The following is a 23,923-nucleotide window of genomic DNA, read 5'->3' as shown; positions in this document are numbered from 1 at the left end:
ATTATTTGTGCGCATAAATGCATATATGATCCAAAAGCAAACACTCCTTAGATTTGATTCAGGAGTGCTTTCATATTGTCTGAAGCAGACTCAAATTTATTGGCAATTTGTTCTTTATCGACTCTGTAATAGACTTCGCGTCCTTCTTTTCTGCGATGTACAGCGCCAAAGCGATTCATATAGTCTAAGTGACGTGAGATTCCTGAACGGTTTTGCGGGAAATTCTCTGCGATTTCACCGATGGATAATTCGCCGGTACTTGCTAAAAAAATCAGCAGTTCACTACGAACAGGATCACAAATCGCGCGAAAGAAATCAATATCAACACTGTCTTGAATCAGCTGACGACATTTTTCAGGATCATATTTTGCTTTCATGGGGCACCTCCACACTTTTTATTATATGCACCTGTGCGCACATGTCAATCAAAATCTATCGTTCATTTTAATACAAGCGTTTTCATTGTCTTTTTTACGTTAGCAGTTCATACTAAACGAAAATTTGATTGGAGTGAAGAACATGGCGACAATGGTATTTGTTAATTATCCCGTGAAAGATGTACAGGCCTCCACAGAATTTTATGAAAAGTTGGGATTTAAGAAGAACGAAGATTTCTCCAATGAGCAATCTAGCTCAATGGTCTGGGATGATAATTTTTGGATTATGTTGTTAGAATACGATTTTTATAATTTATTTTTGAAAGGGAAGAAGATCGCAGACACTCGAACACAAAGTGGAACGCTGACAGCTTTTTCAGTGGAAAGTCCAGCGGTGGTTAAAAAAATTGCGGAAGCCGCGAAGGCCAACGGTGGAAGTTACCATTCTGTTGAAATGGATATGCAAGAAGATCAAATGTTTAGTTTGGAAGTCATTGATCTTGACGGTAATCAGTTTGAGCCAGTTTGGATGAATATGGGATAAAAAAGTTAACAATAGCCAAGCCACCAATGATTCATGGCTTGGCTGTTGTTTTTTTAAAAATTCAAGACCTATAAAGATAGTGTAAAGAAAACTCTTCAAGTTTCACACTATCTTTAGGTCTTTTTTTTTATGCTTTGAGTGTAAAGAAGAGTTTCATTGGGAAAGGAAGAGGAGTCGTATGACGATTATTTTAGGAATTATTGGTTTTTTATTAATGGTCTATCTTTTTTGGTGCTTGTTTAAGGGGGAAGACTTATGAGTAGTATCATCTATCAAGGCTTATTCTTCTTAGCTGTTCTAATAATTTTGGCAGTTCCACTAGGTTGGTACATCAAAGAAGTAATGCAGGGCAAACTTCCGCGAGGAGCTCGTTTTCTTCAGCCGGTGGAGAGCTTCTTTTATAAAGCGATCGGTCCACTTAGTAAAAAAGAGATGACGGCGCGGCGCTATGCGTTAAACGTCATTGTGCTGAGTATTTTTTCTTTGATCCTGCTGATAGTGATATTACTGACGCAGCATTGGCTGCCGGGAGGGAGTGACGTAAAGAATTTGTCACTGCCTTTAGCAATAAATACCGCGGTCAGTTTCGTAACGAATACGAACTGGCAGGCTTACGCCGGCGAAACCACATTATCCAATACGACACAAATGTTTGGGCTGACGGTACAAAATTTTGTTTCCGCAGCGGTAGGAATTTCGGTATTAGCCGCATTTTTGCGAGGACTATCACAAACAAAGGAACGCTTACTGGGAAATTTTTGGCAAGACATGACCCGCAGTTTGGTCTATATTTTGTTGCCAATTTCCCTTATTTTAGCCCTTGTATTGATTTCTCAAGGGACGATCCAGACCTTTCAAACAGGACAGAGCTATCAAAGTTTAGCAGGGAAAAATCTCTGGCTGTATCTCGGTCCGGTAGCCAGCCAAGTGGCAATCAAGCAATTAGGGACGAATGGCGGTGGATTCTTCGGTGCCAATTCGGCTTATCCTTTTGAGAATCCGACGCTCATGACGAACTTTTTAGAAAACTTAGCGATCCTCTTGATTCCGGCGGCCTTGATTTTTGCCTTTGGCTTTTGGATGAAGGATTGGAAACAAGGTCGTACAATTTTGATCGTGTCAGTGTTTTTTGTATCGCTGGCTTTCATTGGAGTGGCCTTCAACGAATATTATGGCCCGCAGTTTGCCCATGTACTGGGGTCCACCAACTTGGAAGGAAAGGAAGTCCGCTTTGGGGTGGGATGGTCCAGTTTGTGGGCGATCGGGACGACCGCCGCTTCCAATGGCTCGGTCAATGCCATGCTAGACAGTTTCACGCCTTTTGGCGGAGCAATCCCGATGTTTTTGATGCAGCTGGGGGAGATTATTTTTGGCGGGGTCGGCAGCGGATTGTACGGCATGCTGGCGTTCATTTTATTAGCTGTTTTTATCGCCGGACTATTAGTCGGCCGGACGCCGGAATATTTAGGTAAAAAAATCGACGCCTTTGACATCAAAATGGCGAGCTTAGTTATTTTGACGCCCTTGATGCTGACGCTTTTTGGCGCGATGGCGCTGGTCCTGCATCCCGATGTTTTAGGTTGGCTGACCAATCGCGGGCCTCATGCGTTTAGCGAGCTGCTTTATGGAGCTACCTCATTGGGCAATAATAACGGCAGTGCCTTTGGCGGGTTATTGGCGGATACGACTTATTTGAATCTAGTCGGCAGTCTCATGATGTGGATTTCAAGATTTTTACCGATTGTCGCCATTTTATTACTGGCGGAGAACATGGGAGGCAAGAAACGAGCGGCGTTAAGCTCCGGTACCTTATCGACCGTCAGTCCGACCTTTATGTCGATGCTGATCATTGTGATTTTAGTGATCGGTGCCTTGAGCTTTTTACCAGCGATGGCGTTAGGACCGATCGCCGAATTTTTCACAGTCAAGTAGAGGGAGCGAATAGAAATGAAAAAAATTTATTTGTGGGCAGCGAAGCAGGCATTTAGAAAATTAGACCCGCGTCAACAAATTAGAAATCCTGTTATGTTTGTGGTCTATCTAGGCGCACTCGTGACGACGATCTTATGTTTTTACCAGACAGGCGTACCTTTATGGTTCAGTCTATCGGTCACCGTTTTTTTATGGCTGACGCTGTTATTCGCCAACTTTGCGGAGGCGGTGGCAGAAGGCCGGGGAAGGGCTCAGGCGGACAGCTTGAAGCAAGCGAAGAAAGAAGTCATGACCTATATGATCACGCAGCTTTCGGACATTAAAGAGGAAAACTTCACGGAGCTGCGTTCTTCAGATTTGAAGCGAGGGGACCTCGTCTATGTTCGCTCTGGCGAACAGATTCCTGCCGACGGTGACGTTATTGAAGGCGCGGCTTCGGTGGATGAAAGTGCCATTACAGGGGAATCCGCTCCGGTGATCCGAGAATCTGGTGGGGACCGCAGTGCCGTCACCGGTGGAACGACAGTTGTTTCTGATTATTTGGTGATTCGCGTAACCTCTGAAAATGGACATTCCTTTTTAGATAAAATGATCGCGATGGTCGAAGGAACCCAACGGAAAAAGACGCCCAATGAAATCGGATTGCAGATTTTTCTGATTACCTTGACGATCATTTTTCTTACGGTTTCTATCACGCTCGTTCCTTTCACCGAGTTTAGCAGTCAGCTTTCTGGTAAGGGTAGTGCGTTGTCGTTGATCATCGTGATTGCGTTGCTGATTTGTTTGGCGCCGACAACGATTGGAGCATTGATCTCGTCTATCGGGATCGCCGGCATGAGTCGTTTGACGAAGGAGAATGTTATCGCCATGAGCGGCCGAGCGATCGAAGCAGCGGGCGACGTGGATGTGCTTTTACTGGACAAAACAGGAACCATCACTTTGGGGAATCGCCGAGCCAGCGAATTTTTACCCGTGAATGGGATCAGCGAAAAAGCGTTAGGTGACGCCGCACAATTATCGTCATTGGCAGATGAGACGGCGGAGGGCCGCAGTATCGTGATCTTAGCGAAGGAACGATTTGATTTGCGGGAACGAGAATTTCAACAGACGGAAGTTAAATTTATTGATTTTAGCGCAAAGACCCGTATGAGCGGGATCGACTACCGTGGCGATGAAATTCGTAAAGGTGCCGCGGATACTATAAAAAAATATGTACTTAGTCAAGGTGGAAATTATCCAGCAGAATGTGACGAAATCGTTGCTAAAATCGCTCGTGCCGGTGGGACGCCTCTTGTGGTCATCAAGAATCAGCAAGTAATGGGTGTTGTCTATTTGAAAGATATCGTCAAAAATGGCGTAAAGGAAAAATTCTCGGATATGCGAAAAATGGGCATCAAAACAATCATGATCACCGGAGATAATCCTTTGACTGCCGCAGCGATCGCGGCTGAAGCGGGGGTCGATGATTTTCTAGCTGAAGCGACGCCGGAAAATAAAATGGATCTAATTCGCCAATACCAAGAGAAGGGTCATTTGGTCGCGATGACTGGCGATGGGACCAACGATGCTCCCGCGTTAGCCCAGGCTGACGTAGCAATGGCGATGAATACGGGGACCCAAGCGGCCAAAGAAGCGGGCAATATGATTGATCTGGATTCAAGTCCGACGAAATTATTGCAGGTCGTTCGTATCGGTAAGCAGCTGTTGATGACTCGCGGGGCGCTGACGACCTTCAGTATCGCCAATGACATCGCGAAATATTTCGCGGTCATTCCGGTATTATTTTACGGCATCTATCCGCAGCTAGAGCGGTTGAATATTATGGCGTTAGGCAGTCCCTTGACCGCGATTCTTTCGGCGGTAATCTATAATGCGCTGGTGATCGTCGCCTTGATTCCTTTAGCGTTAAAAGGGGTGGCCTATAAAGAAAAACCCGCCAGCCAGATTTTACGTCATAATTTACTGATTTATGGTTTGGGTGGGATTATTGCGCCCTTTATCTTTATCAAAGTGATCGACCTACTTCTGTCACTGATTATTTTATAGGAGGAATAGACGATGAAAAAAAGTATCGCCAGCAGCTTGCGTTTTCTATTGTTAAGCATATTGGTTTTCGGCGGGCTTTATACCGCGTTGGTAACTGGTTTAGGACAATTATTTTTTCCTCAAGAAGCCAATGGCAGTCAGATAATTGTCAAAGGACAGACTGTTGGTTCAAAGTTGATTGGTCAGGAATTTGATCAGCCGCGTTACTTTTCTGGTAGACCGGAAAAAGTCAGCCAGCTTTCACCGGTTTCTACAGAACAAAGGAAAAAAGTTGCGGATCGAACCAAGCAGCAATTGCAAGAAAATCCCACTGAAAAACAAGTGCCGAATGATTTAGTCACGGCTTCAGCCAGTGGGGTCGATCCCGATATCAGTGTAGCAGCGGCGGAATTTCAAGCCAATCGGATCGCCAAGGAGCGTCAGACGAATCCTGGCAAGATCCATGCTATAATAGAAAAAAATAGCCAGAAGGACTGGTTTTCACAGCGGCGTTTCGTGAATGTCTTAGCCTTGAATTTGGCTTTGGACCGCGCAATGCCAATAAAATAGCTTTTTACGATTCTCTAGTCAGTGGTGGTTAGAGAATCGTTCTATATAGGTAGAAAATAAGCAGAAAAGAGGGATCAACAGAATGGATGGGAAGGAACAACAAGCGGACCGCGCACCAGCCGGTGACGGTGCTCGCGGCAAGCTGCGGGTCTTTTTCGGTTTTGCTGCGGGAGTAGGAAAAACGTACGGGATGCTGTCAGAAGCCCATGAGCTTTTATTAACGGGAAAAAATGTCGTGGTAGGCTATATCGAGCCTCACGATCGACCGGAGACGAATTGTTTGCTGGCCGGCTTGCCTCAGATTCCACCTAAAGAAATCCCGTATAAGCAGATTTTATTAGCTGAACCAGATATCGATGAAATCATTCGTCAAGCTCCTGAAATCGTTTTGATCGACGAGCTGGCCCATACCAATGCGGAAGGCTCTCGTAATCGAAAAAGGTATCAGGATATCGAAGAGCTGCTTCACGCGGGAATCGATGTTTTTACAACCGTCAATGTTCAGCACATTGAAAGCTTGAATGACATCGTGGAAGAAGTTACTGGTATCGAGGTGAAGGAGACGGTCCCCGATACTTTTTTTCAGCAGGCGACTTTGAAAGTGATCGATGTCGAGCCGGATGAATTGATCTCTCGGCTAGAGCAGGGAAAAATCTATTCAGATGTCAATGCGCAGCGAGCATTACAGAATTTTTTTATCCCACAAAAGCTTGACCAGCTGCGAGGCTTAGCGATTCAACGAGCCTCTGACCATATCAATCGCTTCAGCGGTAAGACGATCCGAATTCAAAGTAAGTTGCTGACTATCGTAGACAATGGGTTTCCCCGAATGACAGAAAAATGTCTCCGTTGGACCGCCCGACTAGCACAAGGTTTAGGCGCCGAATGGATGGTGATCCAGATTCGTTCCCAAGAATTGCCGATGACGAAGATACCTTTGGCTGAGAAGCTGGGGGCGGAGGTGATCAGCATTGAAGAGGACGGCAGTTTTGAAACCATTGTTGAGTATGCCAAAATGACTGGCATCACGGATATTATTATGGGGAAAAATTTGCAGCAGCCGTGGTATGAAAAAATGTTTGCTGAAGACTTAGAGGATCGGCTGTTGAAACGTTTGGCAGATACCGAGCTGCATCTGATCCCTTTTCAAGAAGTGAAAACATCTTTCTGGTTTAGAACCCATAAAGTAATCGAAGGCGGCGGAAAGGATCTGGTGATCGCTTTAGGCGGTGTGTTTTTAGCGACGCTTGTGACGGAATTGATGCAATACTTGCATGTTGGTGATCAAAATCTGATGCTGATGTATATTTTTTTCATTTTGCTAGTGGCTCGTGTGACTTCGGGTTATTTTTGGAGCGCGTTGGCGTCGATTTTAAGTGTCTTGTCTTTTAACTGGTTTTTCGTCGAACCGTTGTATTCTTTGACTGTTTATAAGCAGGGCTATCCCTTTACTCTTGTGATCATGTGCGTTGTGGCGATCATGATCAGCAATTTGATGGTTCGCCTAAAAAAACAAGCGGAGACGGCAATGGAAAAGGAACATCAAATGGAGATTCTCCATGAATTGAACAAACAATATGTTCTGGCCGAGAGCCGTCAGCAGATTTTTGAGATCAGCTCTACGTATCTTGCGCGACTGCTAGAGCGGGAGGTGGTGCTGTTTGATTCCAAGGGACAAGTCAAAAGCGTTCATTTTCCGGCGGGTCAAAGCTCTCAACTTAGCAGCAAGGAAGAAGCGGCGGTGGCCTTTTGGACTGCCAAAAATCAGATGGAGGCAGGCAATGGAACAGATACACTAGTTGGCGCGAAAGGCTTTTATCTGCCAGTGATTGCCAGCGGGAAAACGTTAGCAGTGCTGGGGATTCAGCGTAGTAGTCAGCGTGAGTTGGAAAATGATCAGTTGAATTATTTGAAACTAGTCTTGACTCAAATGGCGGCGATCTTGGAACAGACGGATTTGAAAAATGAAAAGGAAAAAATCGAGTTAGAGAATGAACGAGAAAAGGTCCGCAGTAATTTACTGCGGGCAGTCTCACATGATCTGCGCAGTCCCTTAACTGCGATCTCTGGAATCGCGGAGACGTTAGCGGACACTACTGATCTGAAAAAAGCCACTCAAAAAAAATTACTTAAAGATATCCAAAGTGAAGCTCAATGGCTAATTCGCATGGTAGAAAATCTATTGTCGATCACTCGAATCAATATGGATACAATGAAGGTGGAAAAAAGCGCCGAACCAGTGGAAGAGATCATTGAGGCGGTCTATGACCATTTGAAAAAGGTTTATCCTGATCAACAGGTTGAGGTGACGTTGCCGAAAGACATGATTTTTATCCAAGTCGATCCCATTTTGATTGAACAGGCGTTGTTTAATTTAGTAGAAAACGCGCTGCGTCATGGTCAACAAGACCATCCAGTGTCACTAGGAGTTTATCAAGCGGCGGGGCAAACGATTTTTCAAGTGGAGAATCAGGGCGAGATCCCGTTGAAGCAGTTCCAAAAAATCCAAAATAATCTGGCCAGCACTAGTGAAGTGCCGGTGGATTCAAAAAATGGGTTAGGGATCGGCTTGAGTATCGTTAAAACGATCATTCACGCTCATAATGGAAAAATGGAAATGATCGTCGCTGCCGGTCGCACGATCGCAAAATTGTATTTGAAGTAATTGAAAAAGCGAGGGAGACGGATGGGGAAAACGATTTTATTGATTGAGGATGATCCGAATATCACTGACTTCATGGAGGTGGTTTTGCAGCAAGAGCGGTATCAGCTGACGGTCGCGGCCAACGGAATGGAGGCGCTGAATGCCTTTCAAACCACCTCCTTTGATCTGGTGCTGCTGGACTTAGGTCTACCGGATATTGACGGGATCGATCTGTTGAAAATTTTGCGCAAGCGAATGAGGCTGCCAATCATCATTATTTCGGCTCGTAAAAATGAAAATGAGAAGGTAAAGGCCTTGGACCTTGGAGCAGACGACTATGTCACAAAGCCTTTTGGTACCGGCGAACTTCTGGCTCGCATTCGCACGGCGTTACGGCATCAAGACACGAATGTTGATCAGCAGGCAGTGATTGAAAATAAGGATTTGAAGATCGATTTTGACAAGCAACTAGTTTATAAAGAAGGCCATGAGATTCATCTCACCAAAAATGAGTATCGCATCTTAGCGTTGATGTTTAGACAGCTAGGCAAGGTCGTGACTTATCAAACGCTGATGACGGAGGTTTGGGGCCCTTACAGTGATGATTCCCAGACGTTGCGGGTGAATATGTCGAATATCCGCAAAAAAATCGAAAACAATACGCTGAAACCTAAGTATTTGATCACCGAGATCGGTGTCGGTTATCGACTTCGAGATCATCGTTTAGAATAAAATAAATAATTTTTTACGATGATTATAGACAGCTGAAAAATCCCCTTCAAGCCGAATAGTTAGAATTACTCATTAGAAAGGGTAAAATAAAAGAAAAAGTTTTTTTCTAGGAGGAGCGAACAAATGTCTAACTATAAATTACCAAAGGTTTGGCAATGGCAGAATGAAAATGATAGCATCAGCGGCAACCGTCCCACTGCAGGAAGCCGGTTTGAACAAACTTTACCGGTAGGAACGGCGCCTTTTCAGCTGTATTCACTAGGAACACCGAATGGTATCAAGATTCCGATCATGTTTGAAGAGCTGAAAGAATTAGGCGTAGCTGAGGTGGACTATGATCTGTACAAAATCGATATTAGTCAAGGCGATCAATTCGGCTCTGATTTTAGCGCTATCAATCCGAATGGGAAGATCCCAGCACTAGTGGATCAAAGCCTGCAAGTGAATGTTTTTGAATCGGGAGCGATCTTACTTTATTTGGCGGAAAAATTTGGACAATTACTGCCCACTGAGCTGCATGCACGGACAGAAACGTTGAATTGGTTGTTTTGGCAAGTGGGCGCGGCACCATTTGTCGGCGGCGGCTTCGGGCACTTTTTCGAATACGCCCCTGAACCGATGGAATATTCGATCAATCGCTATACAATGGAAACGAAGCGACAATTGGATTTGTTGGACCAAACCTTAGCGAATCGCGCCTACATCGCTGGTGATAACTACTCGATCGCGGATATCGCGATCTGGTCTTGGTATGGTGAAATCATGCTAGGCAGAAGCTATTCGGGTTCCGCTGAATTCCTAAGTGTCGAGGAGTACCCTCATTTAATGGCATGGTCGCAGAAAATCGCGGAACGGCCAGCGGTAAAAAGAGGTTTGGCGGTCACGTATCAACCGATTGATTAAATAGCAAAAAAAACAATGCTCGAATTTCGAGCATTGTTTTTTATTCGCCTGCCAACAGTCCGTCCTGCATGGCGATCTGGTTTTCTCTCAGCGTGCGGATATTTTTTTCGTAATCGCGGGTATACATAATGGAAAAAAGACTGTTTAAAATATACTCAAAGGCGGTTTGAGAAGAAAAGGTCGCGATCTTGGCGAAATCATATTCCTCTTGGATCGTTAAAAGTGTCTTGGTGGCTAAGGGAACAAGGACAGAATTGGGATTTCCAGTTAGCAGGATCAGTGGCACGGATTTTTCTGTTAGATAGCGCATGATTTTTTCATAGCCGGGATTGCTGCCACCGTAGGAAATGAATAGGGCGCAGTCTTTATCCGTCAGATTTACCGCGTTCCATTGGGTATCGACATATTCTTCCGCAAGGATCGCGAATTTATTGATTTTGATCAATTTATTTTGAAAGCTGCGGGCCCTCAGCTGAGTGTCACCTTGGGCAAAGAGAAAAATTCGTTCAGCCTTCAGCAGCTGGTCAGCGACTTGATCCAAAAGGTTCGCGTCAATTTGGCGACTGGCTTTTTGGAGCGTATTGATGGTCAGGTCCGACATTTTTTGCGCAATCTCACTGGCGGTGTCTGAGGGCTCAAAGGGGAAATTTACATTGACCGCTGCGCTGTCACGGCGCTGGGTATAAACGATTTCGGCGATCGTTTCTTTGAATTCGCGGAAACCGCTGCAGCCGATTTTTTTACATAGACGAATGATCGTGGAATGGGAGGAAAAAGTTTTTTCCGCTAATTCTTGAATAAAAATCGTGGGAATAGTTGTCAAATGCGCCAAAATATAGTCGGCGATCCGTTTTTCAGCGAGGCTGAAATTGTCTTGTTGAGTGAGTTTTTCGATGAGCATGGCTTCCTCCTGAACATGATGTTTACAAAAAGAAGGCTAACGGCTTTTTTTGTAAACATTATTTTTTTATTTGTTGAAATAAACCTTTCCACCGGGCTTTCTCGCTATAATGAAGCTATCAAATAGAAGAAAGCAGGCGGATTCATGTTAACTATCGCGTATCTAGGCAACGGCAAAAGCACCAATCGCTACCACATCCCATTTGCTACTAAACTGGTAGATAAAATTAAGATTAAAACGATTTATTCGCCATCTGGCCGGCAAAATTGGGCCCCTTTACCCGCAGTTCAGTATACGACAGAGCTAGCTGATATTTTGGACGATCCAGCGGTCGATTTAGTGGTGATCACCACACCTTTGAAGTTTCATTATGAGTATACCAAAAAAGTGTTGGAAGCAGGCAAACATGTCCTAGTGGAGAAGCCTTTCACTGAAACGTCTGAAGAAGCTGTCGAACTCTTTGAATTGGCCAAAAGCAAAAATTTGTTTCTACAATGCTACCAGAATCGTCGCTTTGACTCGGATTTTCTAACGGTTCAAAAAATTATCGAAAGCGGCAAACTGGGAGATTTGATCGAAATCGAGATGCACTATGATTATTTTCGTCCAGAAGTACCAGAAAATGTGCCCCATTTTTCGAAAGAGGACAGCTATTTGTATGGACATGGTTGTCATACGATCGACCAAGTTTTGAGCTATTTTGGTGAGCCGGATGAGATTCGTTATGATGTGCGGCAATTACTGGGTGAGGATCGGATGAATGATTATTTTGACTTGGATTTTTATTATGGCAAGCTGAAGGTGTCGGTGAAATCCAGTTATTTCCGATTGAAAGAACGACCAAGCTTTGTCGTTTATGGCAAAAAAGGTGTTTTCACGAAGCAGACGAAAGACCGTCAGGAAGAACATTTGAAGTTGTTCTACTTACCGAATCATGCGGATTTTGGGATTGATTTGCCTGAGCATTATGGGCTCTTGACCTATGTCGATGAGGCGGGCTATCATGAAGAGAAGGTAGTTTCCGAAGTGGGCGATTACAGCCGCATCTATCAAGGGGTTTATGATGCCATCGTCAATGGACAGGAAAAAATCGTCAAGGACGAAGAAACGATTTTGCAGCTGCAGATTTTAGAAACGGGAATTGCTACATTAGAAGAAAAATAATGGAGGGAAAACGATGAAACTAGGGATTATTGGAACAGGTATGATCGTCAATGAATTTTTAAAAATGACCGCGGAGCTTCCGGAGATCCAACTATCAGCGATTTTATCCACTGAACGAAGTGTGCCTAAGGCCGAGAAATTGCAAGAGGAATACAAGATCGGCGCGACTTTTTCAAAGACGGAAGACTTTTTAACGTCTGAGATCGATACGGTCTATGTCGCCGTGCCAAACCATTTGCATTATGGTTTTGCCAAACAAGCGCTGCTGGCTGGCAAACATGTGATTTGTGAGAAGCCCTTTACTTTGAAATACGGCGAACTAGCTGAATTGAAAGAAATCGCCGAGGAAAAAGAATTGATTTTGATCGAAGCCGTTACCAATCAATATTTACCGAATTATCAAAAAATCAAAGAAGCGTTGCCGGAAATCGGTCAAGTTCGTTTGATCGAATGCAACTATTCTCAATATTCTTCTCGCTATGATGCGTTTCGTAAAGGGGAGGTCTTACCGGCCTTCAATCCAAAATTTGGCGGCGGCGCCTTGATGGACATCAATATTTATAATATCCATTTTGTTTTAGGGTTGTTCGGCCTGCCAAAAGGCGTTGAGTATTATGGAAATATTCAAAAAGGGGTCGATACTTCGGGTATCTTGATGTTGGATTATGGTTCTTTCAAGGCGGCGTGTATCGGAGCTAAAGATTCTTTCACGGAAAGTCATGCGACGATCCAAGGAGAAGACGGCACGATTATTGTGAAAAGCCCTAGCAGCACCATTATTGAAACCGTGCTGCAGCACAAAGGCAGTGAGCAGAAGATCTCCGAAAAATCAACACATCACCGGATGTATGATGAGTTCAAAAAATTTGATACGGTGATCCGCGAAAAGAATTTTACTTTTGCCGCGGAGCAACTGGATCATAGCTTGGCAGTCATGAAAGTCGTGGAAGAAGCTTCGACCAAAGCTGGTTTAGAATTAGGCTAAGAAAAAAGGAGTTGGGCAAAACTTTGCCTCAGCTCCTTTTTTGCGTTTCAACGATTAAAGATACGTATTGATAACTGCCGCTACTCCGGCTTCATCATTACTACTGGTGGTTTTTGCGGCAGTTTGTCTAATCAACGTGACCGCATTTTCCATGGCGATGCTAGTACCTGCAAATTGCAGCATTTCCAAGTCATTCTCCTGATCACCAAAAGCGATAATCTCGGATTTTGCGATCTTTAAATAGTCCAATAAAAATTTCAACGCTGCGCCTTTATTCACGCCATCAGCCATGACTTCCAGCCAATATTTGGCGGAGTATGTGCTGGTGATTTTTTTTACGTTAAAAGCCGAACGTAAGGCGGCTAACTTTTTGACGTCGGGACTATTAAAAGCCAGTTTGAAATAGCTGATGTCGGCATTTTTCAGATGCTCAATCAGTTCTTTGGGAGAAGTGTCCGCTAGTTTGAATTGCGCATAGTAAGGGCTGTTGACCTCAGCACTAGCTGGATCAAAGACGATCCGGTCGTCTTTTTCAGCCCGGCTAGCAACGACCGTTACTTTTTCTGCTTTTGCTAAGGCGAATGTTGTTTCGACGATTGCTGTAGGGATCGTGAAACCATTCAATACTTCAGCAATCTCGCCTTGCTCGATTCGAGCGACATAAGCGCCATTAGAGGCTAGGGTGTAGCCATTAATAGCCAGTTTGGCAAAGGCTTCAGTGGCTGAATGGATCGAACGGCCGGTGGCTAATACGACGATTCCACCTTGAGCGTCAAATTTCCGTAATGCTTGGAGATTTTCCTCTGGAATTTCTCCTTGCGAATTTAATAATGTTCCATCTAAATCAATTGCTGCCAGTTTCATTGAAACCCTTCCTTTATTAAGTATTCTAATTTAACCATAGAACAAATGGGGCTCTTTTTAAACTAATACGCTTAGAAAAAGTAGGTGACAAGACAGCATCAATTTTTTCTGATTGAGAGAAAAAATTGGAATTTATCAAAAAAAGTTAAGTATATCAAGCTTTTTAATCATTTTTATTAAAAAATATCTAGACCTTTAAGCAATTTCTTTGGAAATTCATAATCAGGGGCGTATGTTGGTTTCAGAAACAGTAAGAAAACGAACAAAACTAAATAAGGGAGTGCAGATAGTATGTTTTCTAACCAAAAAGAGTTACCAATCGTGACAGCATCTGATGAGAATTATGCTCCTTTCTTAAGCGTAATGATCCGAACGTTGCTAGAACACACCAATCGGATGACCCCAATTCATTTTTATATCATTGATGATGACTTATCAATGGAAAGTAAAGGAAAATTGGAACAAACGGTGCAACTATATTCGACTAAAGCGGTCATTGAATTCATGACTGTTAACAAAGAAACTTACAAAGACTTTTTAGTGAGCGACCACATCACGACTACCGCCTATTATCGTATTTCGTTGCCGAAGACGTTCAAAAATTCTGGTTACGAAAGAATCCTCTATATTGATGCCGATACGTTTATTTTAGATGACGTCACAAAACTTTATCAAACTGATTTGAACAATAAAACAATAGGAGCTATCATTGATCCTGGCCAAACGAAAGCCTTGGCCCGCTTGGGGATTGACTCGAAAGATTATTATTTTAATTCCGGTGTGATGGTAATCGATATCAAACGTTGGAACCAACGAAAAATTACAGAAAAGACCATTGATTATTTAAAAAATAATAGTGATAAAATTATTTTTCATGATCAAGATGCATTAAATGCTGTATTGTACGAAGATTGGACGCAAATTCATCCCCGTTGGAATATGCAAAGCTCATTGATTACCGATAAGCATCCCGCACCAACGCTTTATCATAAAAAATTATACGCAGAAGGTCGAGCAAATCCGGCAATCGTTCATTTTACCGGCCACGATAAACCGTGGAACACACTGACTGGACATCCTTTCCAAGATGCCTACATGAAAGTGTTACAAGAGAGTGTTTTCGAGAAAGTGGTGAATGTACGATGAGTAAACAAGATAAAATGACCATCGTTTCTAGTTGTAATGATGGATTCGCACCTTACGTTTCGGCGCTGTTTGTATCGATCTTAGAAAATGGGTCAAAACACGCGAGTCAGTATGATTTTTACGTGATCGATGATGAAATTAGTATGGCTAATAAAAAATTGATGCGAGAGACACTACAGGATTTTGATTCCTCTGTGCATTTCTTGACGATTGATAAAAAATATTTTGAAAATGTTGTCGAAAGTGACCGGATTCCCCAAACAGCTTATTTCCGGATCGCGATTCCGCAGTTATTCCGTGGCAAAGGTGTCGAGCGTTTGTTGTATTTAGATTGTGACATGATTGCCTTGACGGATGCTTCTAAATTATGGCAATTGGATTTAAAGGGAAATATTTTAGCTGCGGTAGAGGATGCCGGTTTTCACCATCGTTTGGAAAAAATGAAAATCAAAACCGAATCCTATCGTTACTTCAATTCCGGCTTCATGTTGATTGATGTCAACAAATGGCTGGAACAAGACGTGACGAACCGTGTCTTGAAATTCATTCAAGAAAACCCTGAAAAATTGCGTTTCCATGATCAAGATGCGTTAAACGCGATTTTGCATGATCAATGGTTACCGATTCATCCAAAATGGAATGCCCAAAGCTATATCATGCAAAAGGAAGTCAAAAATCCTCGGCCAGAAGGGGAGCGTGCCTATGTTGAGACTCGGAAACAACCGAAGATTATTCACTACTCTGGTCATATCAAGCCCTGGAGTAAAGAATTTACTTCCCCAACGAAGAAATATTATGAGAAGTACGCAGAATTAACCGAATTCCCTGAAAGTTTCGCTTGTAAAAAGAAAAAGACCAACTATCTTTTTCAAAGAAAATCAGGATGAGCTCGATGAAGATTTGAGAAAAACCGTTTGAGGCCTAGTGCTTCAAACGGTTTTTTGATGTCACTTCAGTAGGCAGCTGATTTTTCAAAGCGAAGATTTCTTGAGCAAGTCTTTCCATTAACAGCTGTAAACTATCACGATTTGCTAGACCATCGATGAAGTAGATTTTTTTGGTCTCAGGAGCAAGATCAGGCAAAGGACAATCACTGATGACGATGTCACACTCCGCCATCTGACTTTTTTGCAGCTGCAAATCATCAGTAAACACTTGTTGGATCTTCCCAATAATATCATCGCTGACATAGTAGTTGCTGGTACAGTTAACACCGACCCTCAAAGGTTCAATTTGGCGATAACAGTCATAAAGATGGAATAAATCTTCCATGATCCAATCGACATTTTCCTTTTCCAAATCGGCTGAGTATTGTGGGTTTTCTTGATCAAATTTTTGATAGAATTTCCGCAGCCGCTTCATAAACGAACGAAAGGTTGGATCATCTTGCTGCATCGATACACTTGGTAATACCATATTCGGCTGAGCCGGATGGAGGTAGGTGTTAAATAAACGATTTCTGCAAATATTCAAAATCGCTAAGACTTGTTTGTTTTCTGGAATCGCTAAATCAAATTGCTTCATTAAAGCATCGACCAGATCTTTGGCAGTATCGAAGAAGGGTGAGTGATTCTCTTGAAAGATGATGTAATGTCGATAATTTTCTTCATCAGTCCCAACTTTTGCGGTAGTCAAACGCAGAAGGATATTTAAAATAATCCGTTGCTCATCGCAGAGGTCTAAATCAGATTTTAAGAAATCCAGCTCTGGCTGCAGAAAAATTCGATTACTTGGGTATTTTGCGATATTCGTTTTTACGGTCTCAAAAGACGTGAAAGGAAAATTATCCGTACACAACATCAACACTAAGGCGACTTTATCTAATTGGCCGCTGGTTAAGCGATCAGCTAGATGAAAATCAAGATAGTGGTCAACTAACTGAAAAGTATTCAATGTTTCCTTTTCTCTAAAAGGCAGTTCAGTATTCGCAAAAATTCGCCAGTAAACATCGATTAAACAATATTGAATCTGAATTTCTGTTCCGACAATCTTTCGTTCCCCAGATTTAGTAAAAGAAATCGCCAGCCCAAAGAGTGCTAAAAATTGGTCGATTTCCTTCATGCGTGAATAAAGATATGGAACACTAAAATTGGTTTCGTGGCTGAGCGCGACAATCGAATTCACTTTGCGATTAAGCAACGAAGTCACGATCCGATAATTCGTTGCTTCTTTACAATAAGCACCTAAAAGTTTGTAATAGCATTCTGCGCTGTCCAGTCCAGATAGATCAAGGGCAGTAAAACCATGTCGGCTAATAACCCGGATTGTAGGAGCGACTTTTTGCTGCAGATCTTGATTTAATTCTTTTAAATAAAGTGTCAACGTATTCTCTGATATATGACAATTTTTGATCAAATAGCTGTGACTAAGGTAAGCGGGATATTTCAATAAATATTGGAATACTGCCAGCTTACTGCCAACCTTTCGACTTAATAAATAAGTTTTGATTGCTTCCTTTGTCTGCATCAAAATCCTCCTAACCAATCTATTCACTGCTTAGTATAGTGAAGGAAAGCGATTTTTAGAAAGAAATATGCTCCCAAATTATTTAAAACACATTCGTTTTTCACAAGAAAATCATAATATAGTAACTGTTATTTGATTTATCCTTGAAACGATCATAGATGAAAAGGAGAATCATTTTGAAATTATCACATTTACTTGCCGCCTCTTTACTGTTGTCTGTCACGCCCGTGTCTTACCGTATGATTGAGGCAAATGCTATCAACCAGCCCTCTGTCATTGCAAGTGAAGCAAGCTGGGGGAATGTTAATAACATTCATTTTACCGATAATTTTTCGCAGTTTAATTCAGGTATAGCCAAATTAACTGTAGGAACGCCAGTCGAAGTTTCGGCTACGATTTCGTTTTCAGGTGATTATGCCGCAATCCAGCAAGCAGTCGTAAGTTTTGAGAATGTCGATCAAGGAATTCAGATTGATTATAATCATACGATTTATTTCGATCCAGACACTAAGAAAGCGCGTTTTAAATTTACGGTTACTTTGACGGAGCCAATTCCAGCAGGCGGGTCACGCTTGTTTACAGTAAAAGTTTCCGACAACAATCCTACCGATAAAAATCATTTGACGCCGTATAGCCAGCGTCAAACGATCATTCAAGGAGATGATGGTGGATCAACCAGCAGTACCGATTCTAGCGGAGATCATCGGACAGATACCAGTGCAGAGCCAAGTACAGACACAAGCACGGAGCCAAGTACAGACACAAGCACGGAACCAAGCACAGATACCAGCATAGATCCAAGTACAGACACAAGCACGGAGCCAAGCACAGACACAAGTACGGAGCCAAGTACTGACCCAAGCACGGAACCAAGCACGGAACCAAGCACAAACACAAGTACGGAATCAACTACAGAACCAAGTAGCAATATCGGAGAAAATTCAAATAGTAGCTCTCGAAAGGATACTAAAAGCTCTTCCATGCCTAGCCAAAAACGATCTGAAAATCAGTCAAGACCGCCGCGCTCTTCAGTAAATAAATCAAAAAAAGTTAGCTCACAAGCTAAACAATCCGGCTATAGTTTACTGCCAAAGACCGGAGAAAGCGATACAAGCTTATTTATGATCGCCGGTGGATTGATTAGTTTATTAGGGGTAATTTTATTGTTGAAACGAACTAAATAATCGGTTAGCAAAAAAGGTGTACTGAAAATTTTCAGTACACCTTTTTTGTGGTTTAACTATGCAGAATGGTTTTGATTTCGTTTAATTCACTTTGACTAAACTCTAAATGCTGCAATGCCGCTAAATTATCGTGGACGTGATCGATATTGGTCGAACCGATGACTACACTGGCAACGATTGGATCTTTTAATAACCAGGCTAAGGCCAGCTGCGAAAGTGTTTGTTCACGTGCATCCGCGATTTTTTTCAATGAACGTAATTTCTGTTGAGTTGAGGCGATATTTTCTGGAGCAAGCAGGCTGCTGTTTGTCCGATGAGCAGGGAAATCAGCGGGAATTTCCTGGCTGCTACGATCAGTCAAAAGGCCTTCCGCCAGTGGCCCATAAGCGATCGCACCTAATTCATTTTCCTGCAGAACATCTAATAATCCTTCTTCAGCCTCTCGATTTAGCATGTTATAAGAAACTTGATGAATGACAAAGGGTGTATGACGCTCTTTGAAGAGTCTGATCATTTTTTCTGTTTGTTCTTTTGAATAGTTTGAAATACCGATGTATAAGGCTTTTCCTTGTTTTATAAATAAATCAAGTGTATCAGCTGTTTCTTCAAAACTTGTCTGTTCATCGGGACGATGAGTATAAAAAATATCGAAATAATCCAAGCCGGTTCGCTTTAAACTTTGATCCATGCTAGCGACTAAATGTTTTTTTGAACTCATAGAACCATAAGGGCCTTGCCACATGTCAAAGCCTGCCTTAGAAGAGACAATCATTTCATCGCGATAAGGTTTCAAATCTGATTGAAAGACTGCTCCAAAAGAAGATTCGGCACTCCCAGGCTTGGGACCATAATTATTCGCTAAATCAAAATGATTGATACCGCTATCAAAAGCATCCAAAAGAACTTTTCGGGTATTGCTTAAAGGACGTTCATCACCAAATCCACGCCACAAACCTAAAGAAACAGCAGGGAGAACCAAGCCAGTATTGGCGACTCTGCGATAACTCATTTTTTCATAGCGATGTTCATTTGCTTGATACATATAGATTCCTCCAATTATTTAATTTAAACTCAAGTTTGGAAACCGGTTACCTAAGTAGTTTTATACTTGTTTTTCTAAAAAAACAACTAAAGTCTTTTTATTAGAACTTGAAAGTTTTCTTTAAGCAGAATCGTTAAATAAAATTAATTCAAGAGACTAAAAGCTTGTTCTGGCTTCGTTAATGATTCTCTTTCTCGTTTGAAGGTTCTTGTTTTCATTAAAGGAATTCCAGTGCTACGCTAAGTTTGAAGCAAGATGGAGGCGTTGGAATGAGTAATGTAAAAAAATTTTTGTTAACTATGATAATCGGGCTAGTCGCGTTGATTCTGGAATTTGGCTTCCAGCAAAATCGTCTGGCTTATTGGCTGGTTGCAATCGTTGGTGGCGTTATGACGATCACCATGCTGATGGGAATGGTAAAGACCTTACGTTCAGGAAAATATGGAGTTGATATATTAGCCATCACGGCGATTATCGCTACCTTATTAGTCGGAGAGTATTGGGCTAGCTTGATGGTTTTGATCATGTTGACCGGTGGAGATAGTCTGGAAGATTATGCCAGTCATCAAGCCAGTCGCGAATTGCGTGCTCTTTTGGATCATTCACCGCAAATCGCTCATCGGATTGATCAGGAGACGATTAAGGATCTTGAAGTAGATGCGGTTCAGGTGGATGATCTCATTTTAGTAAAACCCGGAGAATTAGTTCCGGTGGATGGTCGGGTGATTGCTGGGGAATCTTTGGTGGATGAATCCTCACTGACAGGAGAATCAAGACCAGTTGAAAAGAAGCTTAATGACGAGATTATGTCGGGCTCGGTCAATGGTGATGGCGCATTGCGACTAAAAGTAATCAAAGCCGCAAAGGACAGTCAGTATCAGACATTGGTGAAATTAGTCAAAGAATCAGAAGCTAAGCCAGCCCATTTTGTGCGTTTGGCTGATCGTTACGCAGTCCCCTTTACAGCGATTGCATATGTGATTGGCGGAGTCGCTTGGTTTGTTTCAAAAGATCCCGTTCGATTCACTGAAGTATTAGTCGTAGCGTCTCCTTGTCCATTGATTTTAGCAGCACCGGTCGCATTGGTTGCAGGAATGAGTCGTTCAAGTCGGAATGGGATAGTGGTAAAAACAGGTACGACAATTGAGAAGCTGGCGCGAGCCAAGAGCATCGCCTTTGATAAGACTGGGACATTGACTGAAGGCAAGCTTTCTGTTGAAGAAATTCAAGTAATAGCTTCTCATTATTCTGAAGATGAACTAATTAAGTATGCGGCTAGTGGAGAACAAGAATCAAGTCATATTTTGGCTCGGTCGTTAGTTAGCTATGCAAAAAAACAACAGCTTTCCTTGTATCCAGTGACGAACTTGGAAGAAATTACTGGGCAAGGGATTGAGGCACAAGTCAATGGCAAAAATGTTCGCGTCGGGAAAGCAGCTTTTGCGGGATCAGCCAATGAGTTAAGGACTAAACAAACCGCCGTGTATGTTGCCATCGACCATCACTACATTGGCTCAATCACTTTCGCTGATATTGTGCGGAAAGAGTCAGCTGCGACGATCAAGGAACTAAACACGCTGGGAATTCAAAAAACAATTATGTTGACTGGCGATCATGCCTCTATCGCAAATACAATTGCCAAAGAAGTAGGTATCTCAGAGGTCCATGGAGAATGTTTGCCGGAAGAAAAAATTCAAGTCTTGAATGAATTAAAAGAAGTGGATCGTCCAGCAATCATGGTAGGTGATGGGGTCAATGATGCGCCAGCGTTGGCTGTGGCGGATGTTGGTATCGCAATGGGGGCTCACGGCTCATCGGCGGCCAGTGAAAGTGCCGACGCTGTGATTCTAAAGGACGATCTGAGCCGAGTCTCCACGGCTGTTCATTTATCACAAGATACCATGCGAATTGCCCAGCAATCTGTTTTGATAGGTATCGTAATTTGTGTCATTCTAATGTTGATTGCCAGTACAGGAGCCATCCCGGCATTACTTGGTGCCGCCCTGCAAGAAGTCATTGATACCATCTCAATTTTATCGGCGTTAAGGGCGCGAAAGGATCGTTAATTTAAGAATGATTCTAGGGAGCTGGGATATTAATATAATCCCAACTCCCTATTTACGGATAAACGGTGATCCAGAAGTAGCTTCTTCGGAAATCCCGTCTTATTTTTCGAAGCTGAACACTTCTGTCCCAACCTCTTTTTCTGTCAAAGATTTTCAGACTAGATTCCGTAATATTTTATGAGGGCTTTAAGTAACAAGTTGTGTAGTTAAATGTGATTTCTTTATTAAAGCGCTTCCTTTCATAGGCTAAATTAAAGAAGAAAAGCGAACAGATTATTCAAAAACAGCGAATAATTAGTTTGTATTAAAAAAATTGGAAGGAATATAAAAATGAGCGATTAGGAATCTTTTTCACATGCAAAACAGGAATGTTTTGTCAAAATAGGTAATTTTTATTTTAAATCTAAATCGTTTGAAAGCGTTTTTCGTTGTGATACACTTATTCTGTACTCTTTAAAAATAATCACAAGTTTAGAAAGAAGGAGGAAGTTTTAACCGGAAGCGTTCGTTTAAAATTTTTATTTGAATGTTTTAGGAACCCTTTAAAGTAAAAAGTGAGGTGCGTAAAAGTGTTTTCTTTTAAAGAACGATCCAAAATGATGGAAAAGTTAAGCAATGATTCATTTGATTTAGTAATCATCGGTGGCGGAATCACAGGAGCCGGCGTAGCGTTACAGGCGGCTGCTTCAGGACTTTCCGTTGCGTTATTGGAAATGCAGGATTTTGCGGAAGGAACGTCGTCACGTTCAACTAAATTGGTTCACGGCGGCATCCGCTATCTGAAAACTTTCGATGTGGAAGTGGTGTCAGATACAGTCAGTGAACGAGCAATTATTCAAGGCATCGCGCCACATATTCCCAAAGCAGATCCGATGATCTTACCGATTTACGATGAGCCGGGTTCGACTTTTAATATGTTCTCAGTCAAAGTGGCGATGGATCTTTACGATCAGTTAGCTAATGTGACTGGGAAGTACGCGAACTACATGTTAAGTAAGGAAGAAATCTTAGAGCGGGAGCCGCAATTAGCAGCACAAGGGTTACTAGGCGGCGGAGTTTATTTAGATTATCGTAACAACGATGCGCGGTTAGTGATTGAGAATATTAAACGAGCAGTAGAGGATAGCGCAATTGCGGTCAGCCGCATCAAAGTAGAAGAGATTTTACATGATGATCAAGGAAAAGTTTCCGGCGTCAAAGTAAAAGATCTTTTGTCTGAAGAGAGTTTTTCTATCGATAGTCAATTAGTCATTAATACAGCGGGACCCTGGTCGGATATCGTCAAAAAATTAGACAAAAAAATCGACCACAAACCACACATGCGACCGACTAAAGGAGTGCATCTAGTAGTAGATGGTGAAAAACTAAAAGTGCCGCAGCCGACTTATTTTGATACTGGTGAACAAGATGGTCGAATGATTTTTGTAATTCCACGGGAAAGCAAAACATATTTTGGAACGACTGACACTGATTATCAAGGTGATTTTGATCATCCGACAGTGGAACAGGCAGATGTCGATTACTTATTGAAAGTGGTCAATCATCGTTATCCTGAGGTGGATTTGACTATTGACGATATTGAAGCTTCTTGGGCCGGCTTGCGTCCGTTAATCAGTGATGCTTCCGGTGATTACAATGGAACGAAAAAAGAAAAAATCAGCGACGAAAACTTTGAGAAGATCATTCAGGCGGCAAACGATTATAAAAATGGTAAGCAATCACGACCAGCCGTAGAAAAAACCATTACTCAAGCAGCTAAAGAAGAGCCGAAGGACAATCCTTCTGCCGTCTCCCGTGGCAGTGATCTAACCGTTGCCGAAGATGGTTTGTTGATCTTATCCGGTGGTAAGCTGACGGATTATCGCTTGATGTCGGCGGAAGCCATGAAAAAAATTGCTTCTATCTTAGATCGTGATGTGGAGCTGGTAGATTCAAAACATTACGCAGTCTCTGGCGGTAAGCTCGATCCAGCCAATGTCGAAAGCGAATTGGAAAAAATTGCGAAAAAGGGACAGGAAATCGGATTAAATCAGGCCGATGCAAACTTTATCGCGGAGCTATATGGCTCAAATGCAGAAAAAGTTTTTGATTTGAAAGATCAAGGCAGCTTCGACGGCTTGTCATTAGCCGAATCAATGTCACTGCGCTACGCGATGGAGGCGGAGATGACTTTGACGCCGGTGGATTACTTATTGCGTCGGACGAATTACATGCTATTTATCAGTCATCGCTTGATGGAAATTAAAGATGCGGTGGTTGAAGCGATGGCGAAGTTCCTTGATTGGGATGACCATTTAAAAGAGCAATATCAAAAAGAATTGGATCAGCAGATTCGTGAAACCCAATTAACGGATTTAAAAGAGCAACAAAAAAAATAA

General features: G+C 42.5%; 19 protein-coding genes. 14 read left to right on the top strand and 5 right to left on the bottom strand.

Annotated elements, in window-relative coordinates:
• Positions 1-47: 47 nt before the first annotated feature.
• Positions 48-377, bottom strand: coding sequence for an ArsR/SmtB family transcription factor (locus IGI54_RS13530; protein ID WP_071862480.1), 330 nt, complete (start codon positions 375-377; stop codon positions 48-50).
• 142 nt (positions 378-519) lie between these two features.
• Here IGI54_RS13530 and IGI54_RS13525 point away from each other — a divergent pair, with 142 nt between their 5' ends.
• The 7 genes from IGI54_RS13525 (at position 520) to yghU (ending at position 9,727) form a co-directional block, all read left to right on the top strand.
• Entirely contained in the window at positions 520-921 is a 402-nt protein-coding gene (locus tag IGI54_RS13525; protein ID WP_430621965.1) for a VOC family protein, read from the top strand.
• Positions 922-1,176: 255 nt separating this feature from the next.
• The gene (kdpA, locus tag IGI54_RS13520; RefSeq protein ID WP_313631480.1) at positions 1,177-2,853 is read left to right on the top strand and encodes a potassium-transporting ATPase subunit KdpA; all 1,677 of its coding nucleotides are present in this window, start codon (positions 1,177-1,179) and stop codon (positions 2,851-2,853) included.
• Between the two features lie 15 nt (positions 2,854-2,868).
• Positions 2,869-4,899, top strand: coding sequence for a potassium-transporting ATPase subunit KdpB (gene kdpB / locus IGI54_RS13515; RefSeq protein ID WP_430621964.1), 2,031 nt, complete (start codon positions 2,869-2,871; stop codon positions 4,897-4,899).
• 12 nt (positions 4,900-4,911) lie between these two features.
• Complete coding sequence (locus IGI54_RS13510; RefSeq protein ID WP_430621963.1) at positions 4,912-5,448, top strand: potassium-transporting ATPase subunit C; 537 nt, start codon at positions 4,912-4,914, stop codon at positions 5,446-5,448.
• Between the two features lie 82 nt (positions 5,449-5,530).
• Positions 5,531-8,113 carry a DUF4118 domain-containing protein gene (locus IGI54_RS13505; RefSeq protein WP_430621962.1) on the top strand — a complete coding sequence of 861 codons (2,583 nt, stop codon included), beginning with the start codon at positions 5,531-5,533 and terminating at the stop codon, positions 8,111-8,113.
• A 21-nt stretch (positions 8,114-8,134) separates the two neighbouring features.
• Entirely contained in the window at positions 8,135-8,824 is a 690-nt protein-coding gene (locus IGI54_RS13500) for a response regulator transcription factor (RefSeq protein ID WP_313631485.1), read from the top strand.
• Between the two features lie 123 nt (positions 8,825-8,947).
• Positions 8,948-9,727 carry a glutathione-dependent disulfide-bond oxidoreductase gene (gene yghU, locus IGI54_RS13495; RefSeq protein WP_430621961.1) on the top strand — a complete coding sequence of 260 codons (780 nt, stop codon included), beginning with the start codon at positions 8,948-8,950 and terminating at the stop codon, positions 9,725-9,727.
• A 40-nt stretch (positions 9,728-9,767) separates the two neighbouring features.
• Here yghU and IGI54_RS13490 read toward each other — a convergent pair whose 3' ends face one another.
• Positions 9,768-10,628 (bottom strand): MurR/RpiR family transcriptional regulator, encoded by an 861-nt coding sequence (locus IGI54_RS13490; protein ID WP_430621960.1) that lies wholly within the window; start codon positions 10,626-10,628, stop codon positions 9,768-9,770.
• Between the two features lie 144 nt (positions 10,629-10,772).
• Here IGI54_RS13490 and IGI54_RS13485 point away from each other — a divergent pair, with 144 nt between their 5' ends.
• On the top strand, positions 10,773-11,792 hold the full coding sequence (locus tag IGI54_RS13485; protein WP_430621959.1) for a Gfo/Idh/MocA family oxidoreductase: 1,020 nt from the start codon (positions 10,773-10,775) through the stop codon (positions 11,790-11,792).
• 13 nt (positions 11,793-11,805) lie between these two features.
• Positions 11,806-12,777 (top strand): Gfo/Idh/MocA family protein, encoded by a 972-nt coding sequence (locus tag IGI54_RS13480; RefSeq protein WP_430621958.1) that lies wholly within the window; start codon positions 11,806-11,808, stop codon positions 12,775-12,777.
• Positions 12,778-12,831: 54 nt separating this feature from the next.
• Here IGI54_RS13480 and IGI54_RS13475 read toward each other — a convergent pair whose 3' ends face one another.
• Positions 12,832-13,641 carry a Cof-type HAD-IIB family hydrolase gene (locus tag IGI54_RS13475; protein WP_430621957.1) on the bottom strand — a complete coding sequence of 270 codons (810 nt, stop codon included), beginning with the start codon at positions 13,639-13,641 and terminating at the stop codon, positions 12,832-12,834.
• A gap of 291 nt (positions 13,642-13,932) precedes the next feature.
• Here IGI54_RS13475 and IGI54_RS13470 point away from each other — a divergent pair, with 291 nt between their 5' ends.
• Positions 13,933-14,787, top strand: a complete 855-nt coding sequence (locus tag IGI54_RS13470) for a glycosyltransferase family 8 protein (protein ID WP_313631491.1) — start codon at positions 13,933-13,935, stop codon at positions 14,785-14,787.
• Positions 14,784-15,674: a glycosyltransferase family 8 protein gene (locus tag IGI54_RS13465; protein ID WP_430621956.1), complete on the top strand. Its 891-nt coding sequence runs from the start codon at positions 14,784-14,786 to the stop codon at positions 15,672-15,674. The genes IGI54_RS13470 and IGI54_RS13465 overlap by 4 nt, the downstream gene beginning before the upstream one ends.
• 34 nt (positions 15,675-15,708) lie before the next feature.
• Here IGI54_RS13465 and IGI54_RS13460 read toward each other — a convergent pair whose 3' ends face one another.
• Positions 15,709-17,253, bottom strand: a complete 1,545-nt coding sequence (locus IGI54_RS13460; protein ID WP_430621955.1) for a helix-turn-helix domain-containing protein — start codon at positions 17,251-17,253, stop codon at positions 15,709-15,711.
• Positions 17,254-17,429: 176 nt separating this feature from the next.
• Between IGI54_RS13460 and IGI54_RS13455 the strand changes: the two genes are divergently transcribed.
• Complete coding sequence (locus IGI54_RS13455; RefSeq protein ID WP_430621954.1) at positions 17,430-18,437, top strand: LPXTG cell wall anchor domain-containing protein; 1,008 nt, start codon at positions 17,430-17,432, stop codon at positions 18,435-18,437.
• 52 nt (positions 18,438-18,489) lie between these two features.
• On the opposite strand, the gene IGI54_RS13450 is transcribed toward IGI54_RS13455, so the two are convergent.
• On the bottom strand, positions 18,490-19,479 hold the full coding sequence (locus tag IGI54_RS13450; protein ID WP_430621953.1) for an aldo/keto reductase: 990 nt from the start codon (positions 19,477-19,479) through the stop codon (positions 18,490-18,492).
• Between the two features lie 269 nt (positions 19,480-19,748).
• Between IGI54_RS13450 and IGI54_RS13445 the strand changes: the two genes are divergently transcribed.
• Positions 19,749-21,545 carry a heavy metal translocating P-type ATPase gene (locus IGI54_RS13445; protein WP_430621952.1) on the top strand — a complete coding sequence of 599 codons (1,797 nt, stop codon included), beginning with the start codon at positions 19,749-19,751 and terminating at the stop codon, positions 21,543-21,545.
• A 596-nt stretch (positions 21,546-22,141) separates the two neighbouring features.
• Positions 22,142-23,923 carry a type 1 glycerol-3-phosphate oxidase gene (glpO, locus tag IGI54_RS13440; RefSeq protein WP_430621951.1) on the top strand — a complete coding sequence of 594 codons (1,782 nt, stop codon included), beginning with the start codon at positions 22,142-22,144 and terminating at the stop codon, positions 23,921-23,923.

This window comes from Enterococcus sp. DIV0800, from assembly GCF_050559735.1.
Classification (GTDB): Bacteria; Bacillota; Bacilli; order Lactobacillales; family Enterococcaceae; genus Enterococcus_A; species Enterococcus_A devriesei.
This window is presented reverse-complemented; position numbering and strand designations above follow the sequence as displayed.

Bases quoted from the DNA above. Each gene is read 5' to 3' on its own strand.
- IGI54_RS13530 (WP_071862480.1), bottom strand. From the start codon at position 377: ATGAAAGCAAAATATGATCCTGAAAAATGTCGTCAGCTGATTCAAGAC.
- IGI54_RS13525 (WP_430621965.1), top strand. From the start codon at position 520: ATGGCGACAATGGTATTTGTTAATTATCCCGTGAAAGATGTACAGGCC.
- kdpA (WP_313631480.1), top strand. From the start codon at position 1,177: ATGAGTAGTATCATCTATCAAGGCTTATTCTTCTTAGCTGTTCTAATA.
- kdpB (WP_430621964.1), top strand. From the start codon at position 2,869: ATGAAAAAAATTTATTTGTGGGCAGCGAAGCAGGCATTTAGAAAATTA.
- IGI54_RS13510 (WP_430621963.1), top strand. From the start codon at position 4,912: ATGAAAAAAAGTATCGCCAGCAGCTTGCGTTTTCTATTGTTAAGCATA.
- IGI54_RS13505 (WP_430621962.1), top strand. From the start codon at position 5,531: ATGGATGGGAAGGAACAACAAGCGGACCGCGCACCAGCCGGTGACGGT.
- IGI54_RS13500 (WP_313631485.1), top strand. From the start codon at position 8,135: ATGGGGAAAACGATTTTATTGATTGAGGATGATCCGAATATCACTGAC.
- yghU (WP_430621961.1), top strand. From the start codon at position 8,948: ATGTCTAACTATAAATTACCAAAGGTTTGGCAATGGCAGAATGAAAAT.
- IGI54_RS13490 (WP_430621960.1), bottom strand. From the start codon at position 10,628: ATGCTCATCGAAAAACTCACTCAACAAGACAATTTCAGCCTCGCTGAA.
- IGI54_RS13485 (WP_430621959.1), top strand. From the start codon at position 10,773: ATGTTAACTATCGCGTATCTAGGCAACGGCAAAAGCACCAATCGCTAC.
- IGI54_RS13480 (WP_430621958.1), top strand. From the start codon at position 11,806: ATGAAACTAGGGATTATTGGAACAGGTATGATCGTCAATGAATTTTTA.
- IGI54_RS13475 (WP_430621957.1), bottom strand. From the start codon at position 13,641: ATGAAACTGGCAGCAATTGATTTAGATGGAACATTATTAAATTCGCAA.
- IGI54_RS13470 (WP_313631491.1), top strand. From the start codon at position 13,933: ATGTTTTCTAACCAAAAAGAGTTACCAATCGTGACAGCATCTGATGAG.
- IGI54_RS13465 (WP_430621956.1), top strand. From the start codon at position 14,784: ATGAGTAAACAAGATAAAATGACCATCGTTTCTAGTTGTAATGATGGA.
- IGI54_RS13460 (WP_430621955.1), bottom strand. From the start codon at position 17,253: ATGCAGACAAAGGAAGCAATCAAAACTTATTTATTAAGTCGAAAGGTT.
- IGI54_RS13450 (WP_430621953.1), bottom strand. From the start codon at position 19,479: ATGTATCAAGCAAATGAACATCGCTATGAAAAAATGAGTTATCGCAGA.
- IGI54_RS13445 (WP_430621952.1), top strand. From the start codon at position 19,749: ATGAGTAATGTAAAAAAATTTTTGTTAACTATGATAATCGGGCTAGTC.
- glpO (WP_430621951.1), top strand. From the start codon at position 22,142: ATGATGGAAAAGTTAAGCAATGATTCATTTGATTTAGTAATCATCGGT.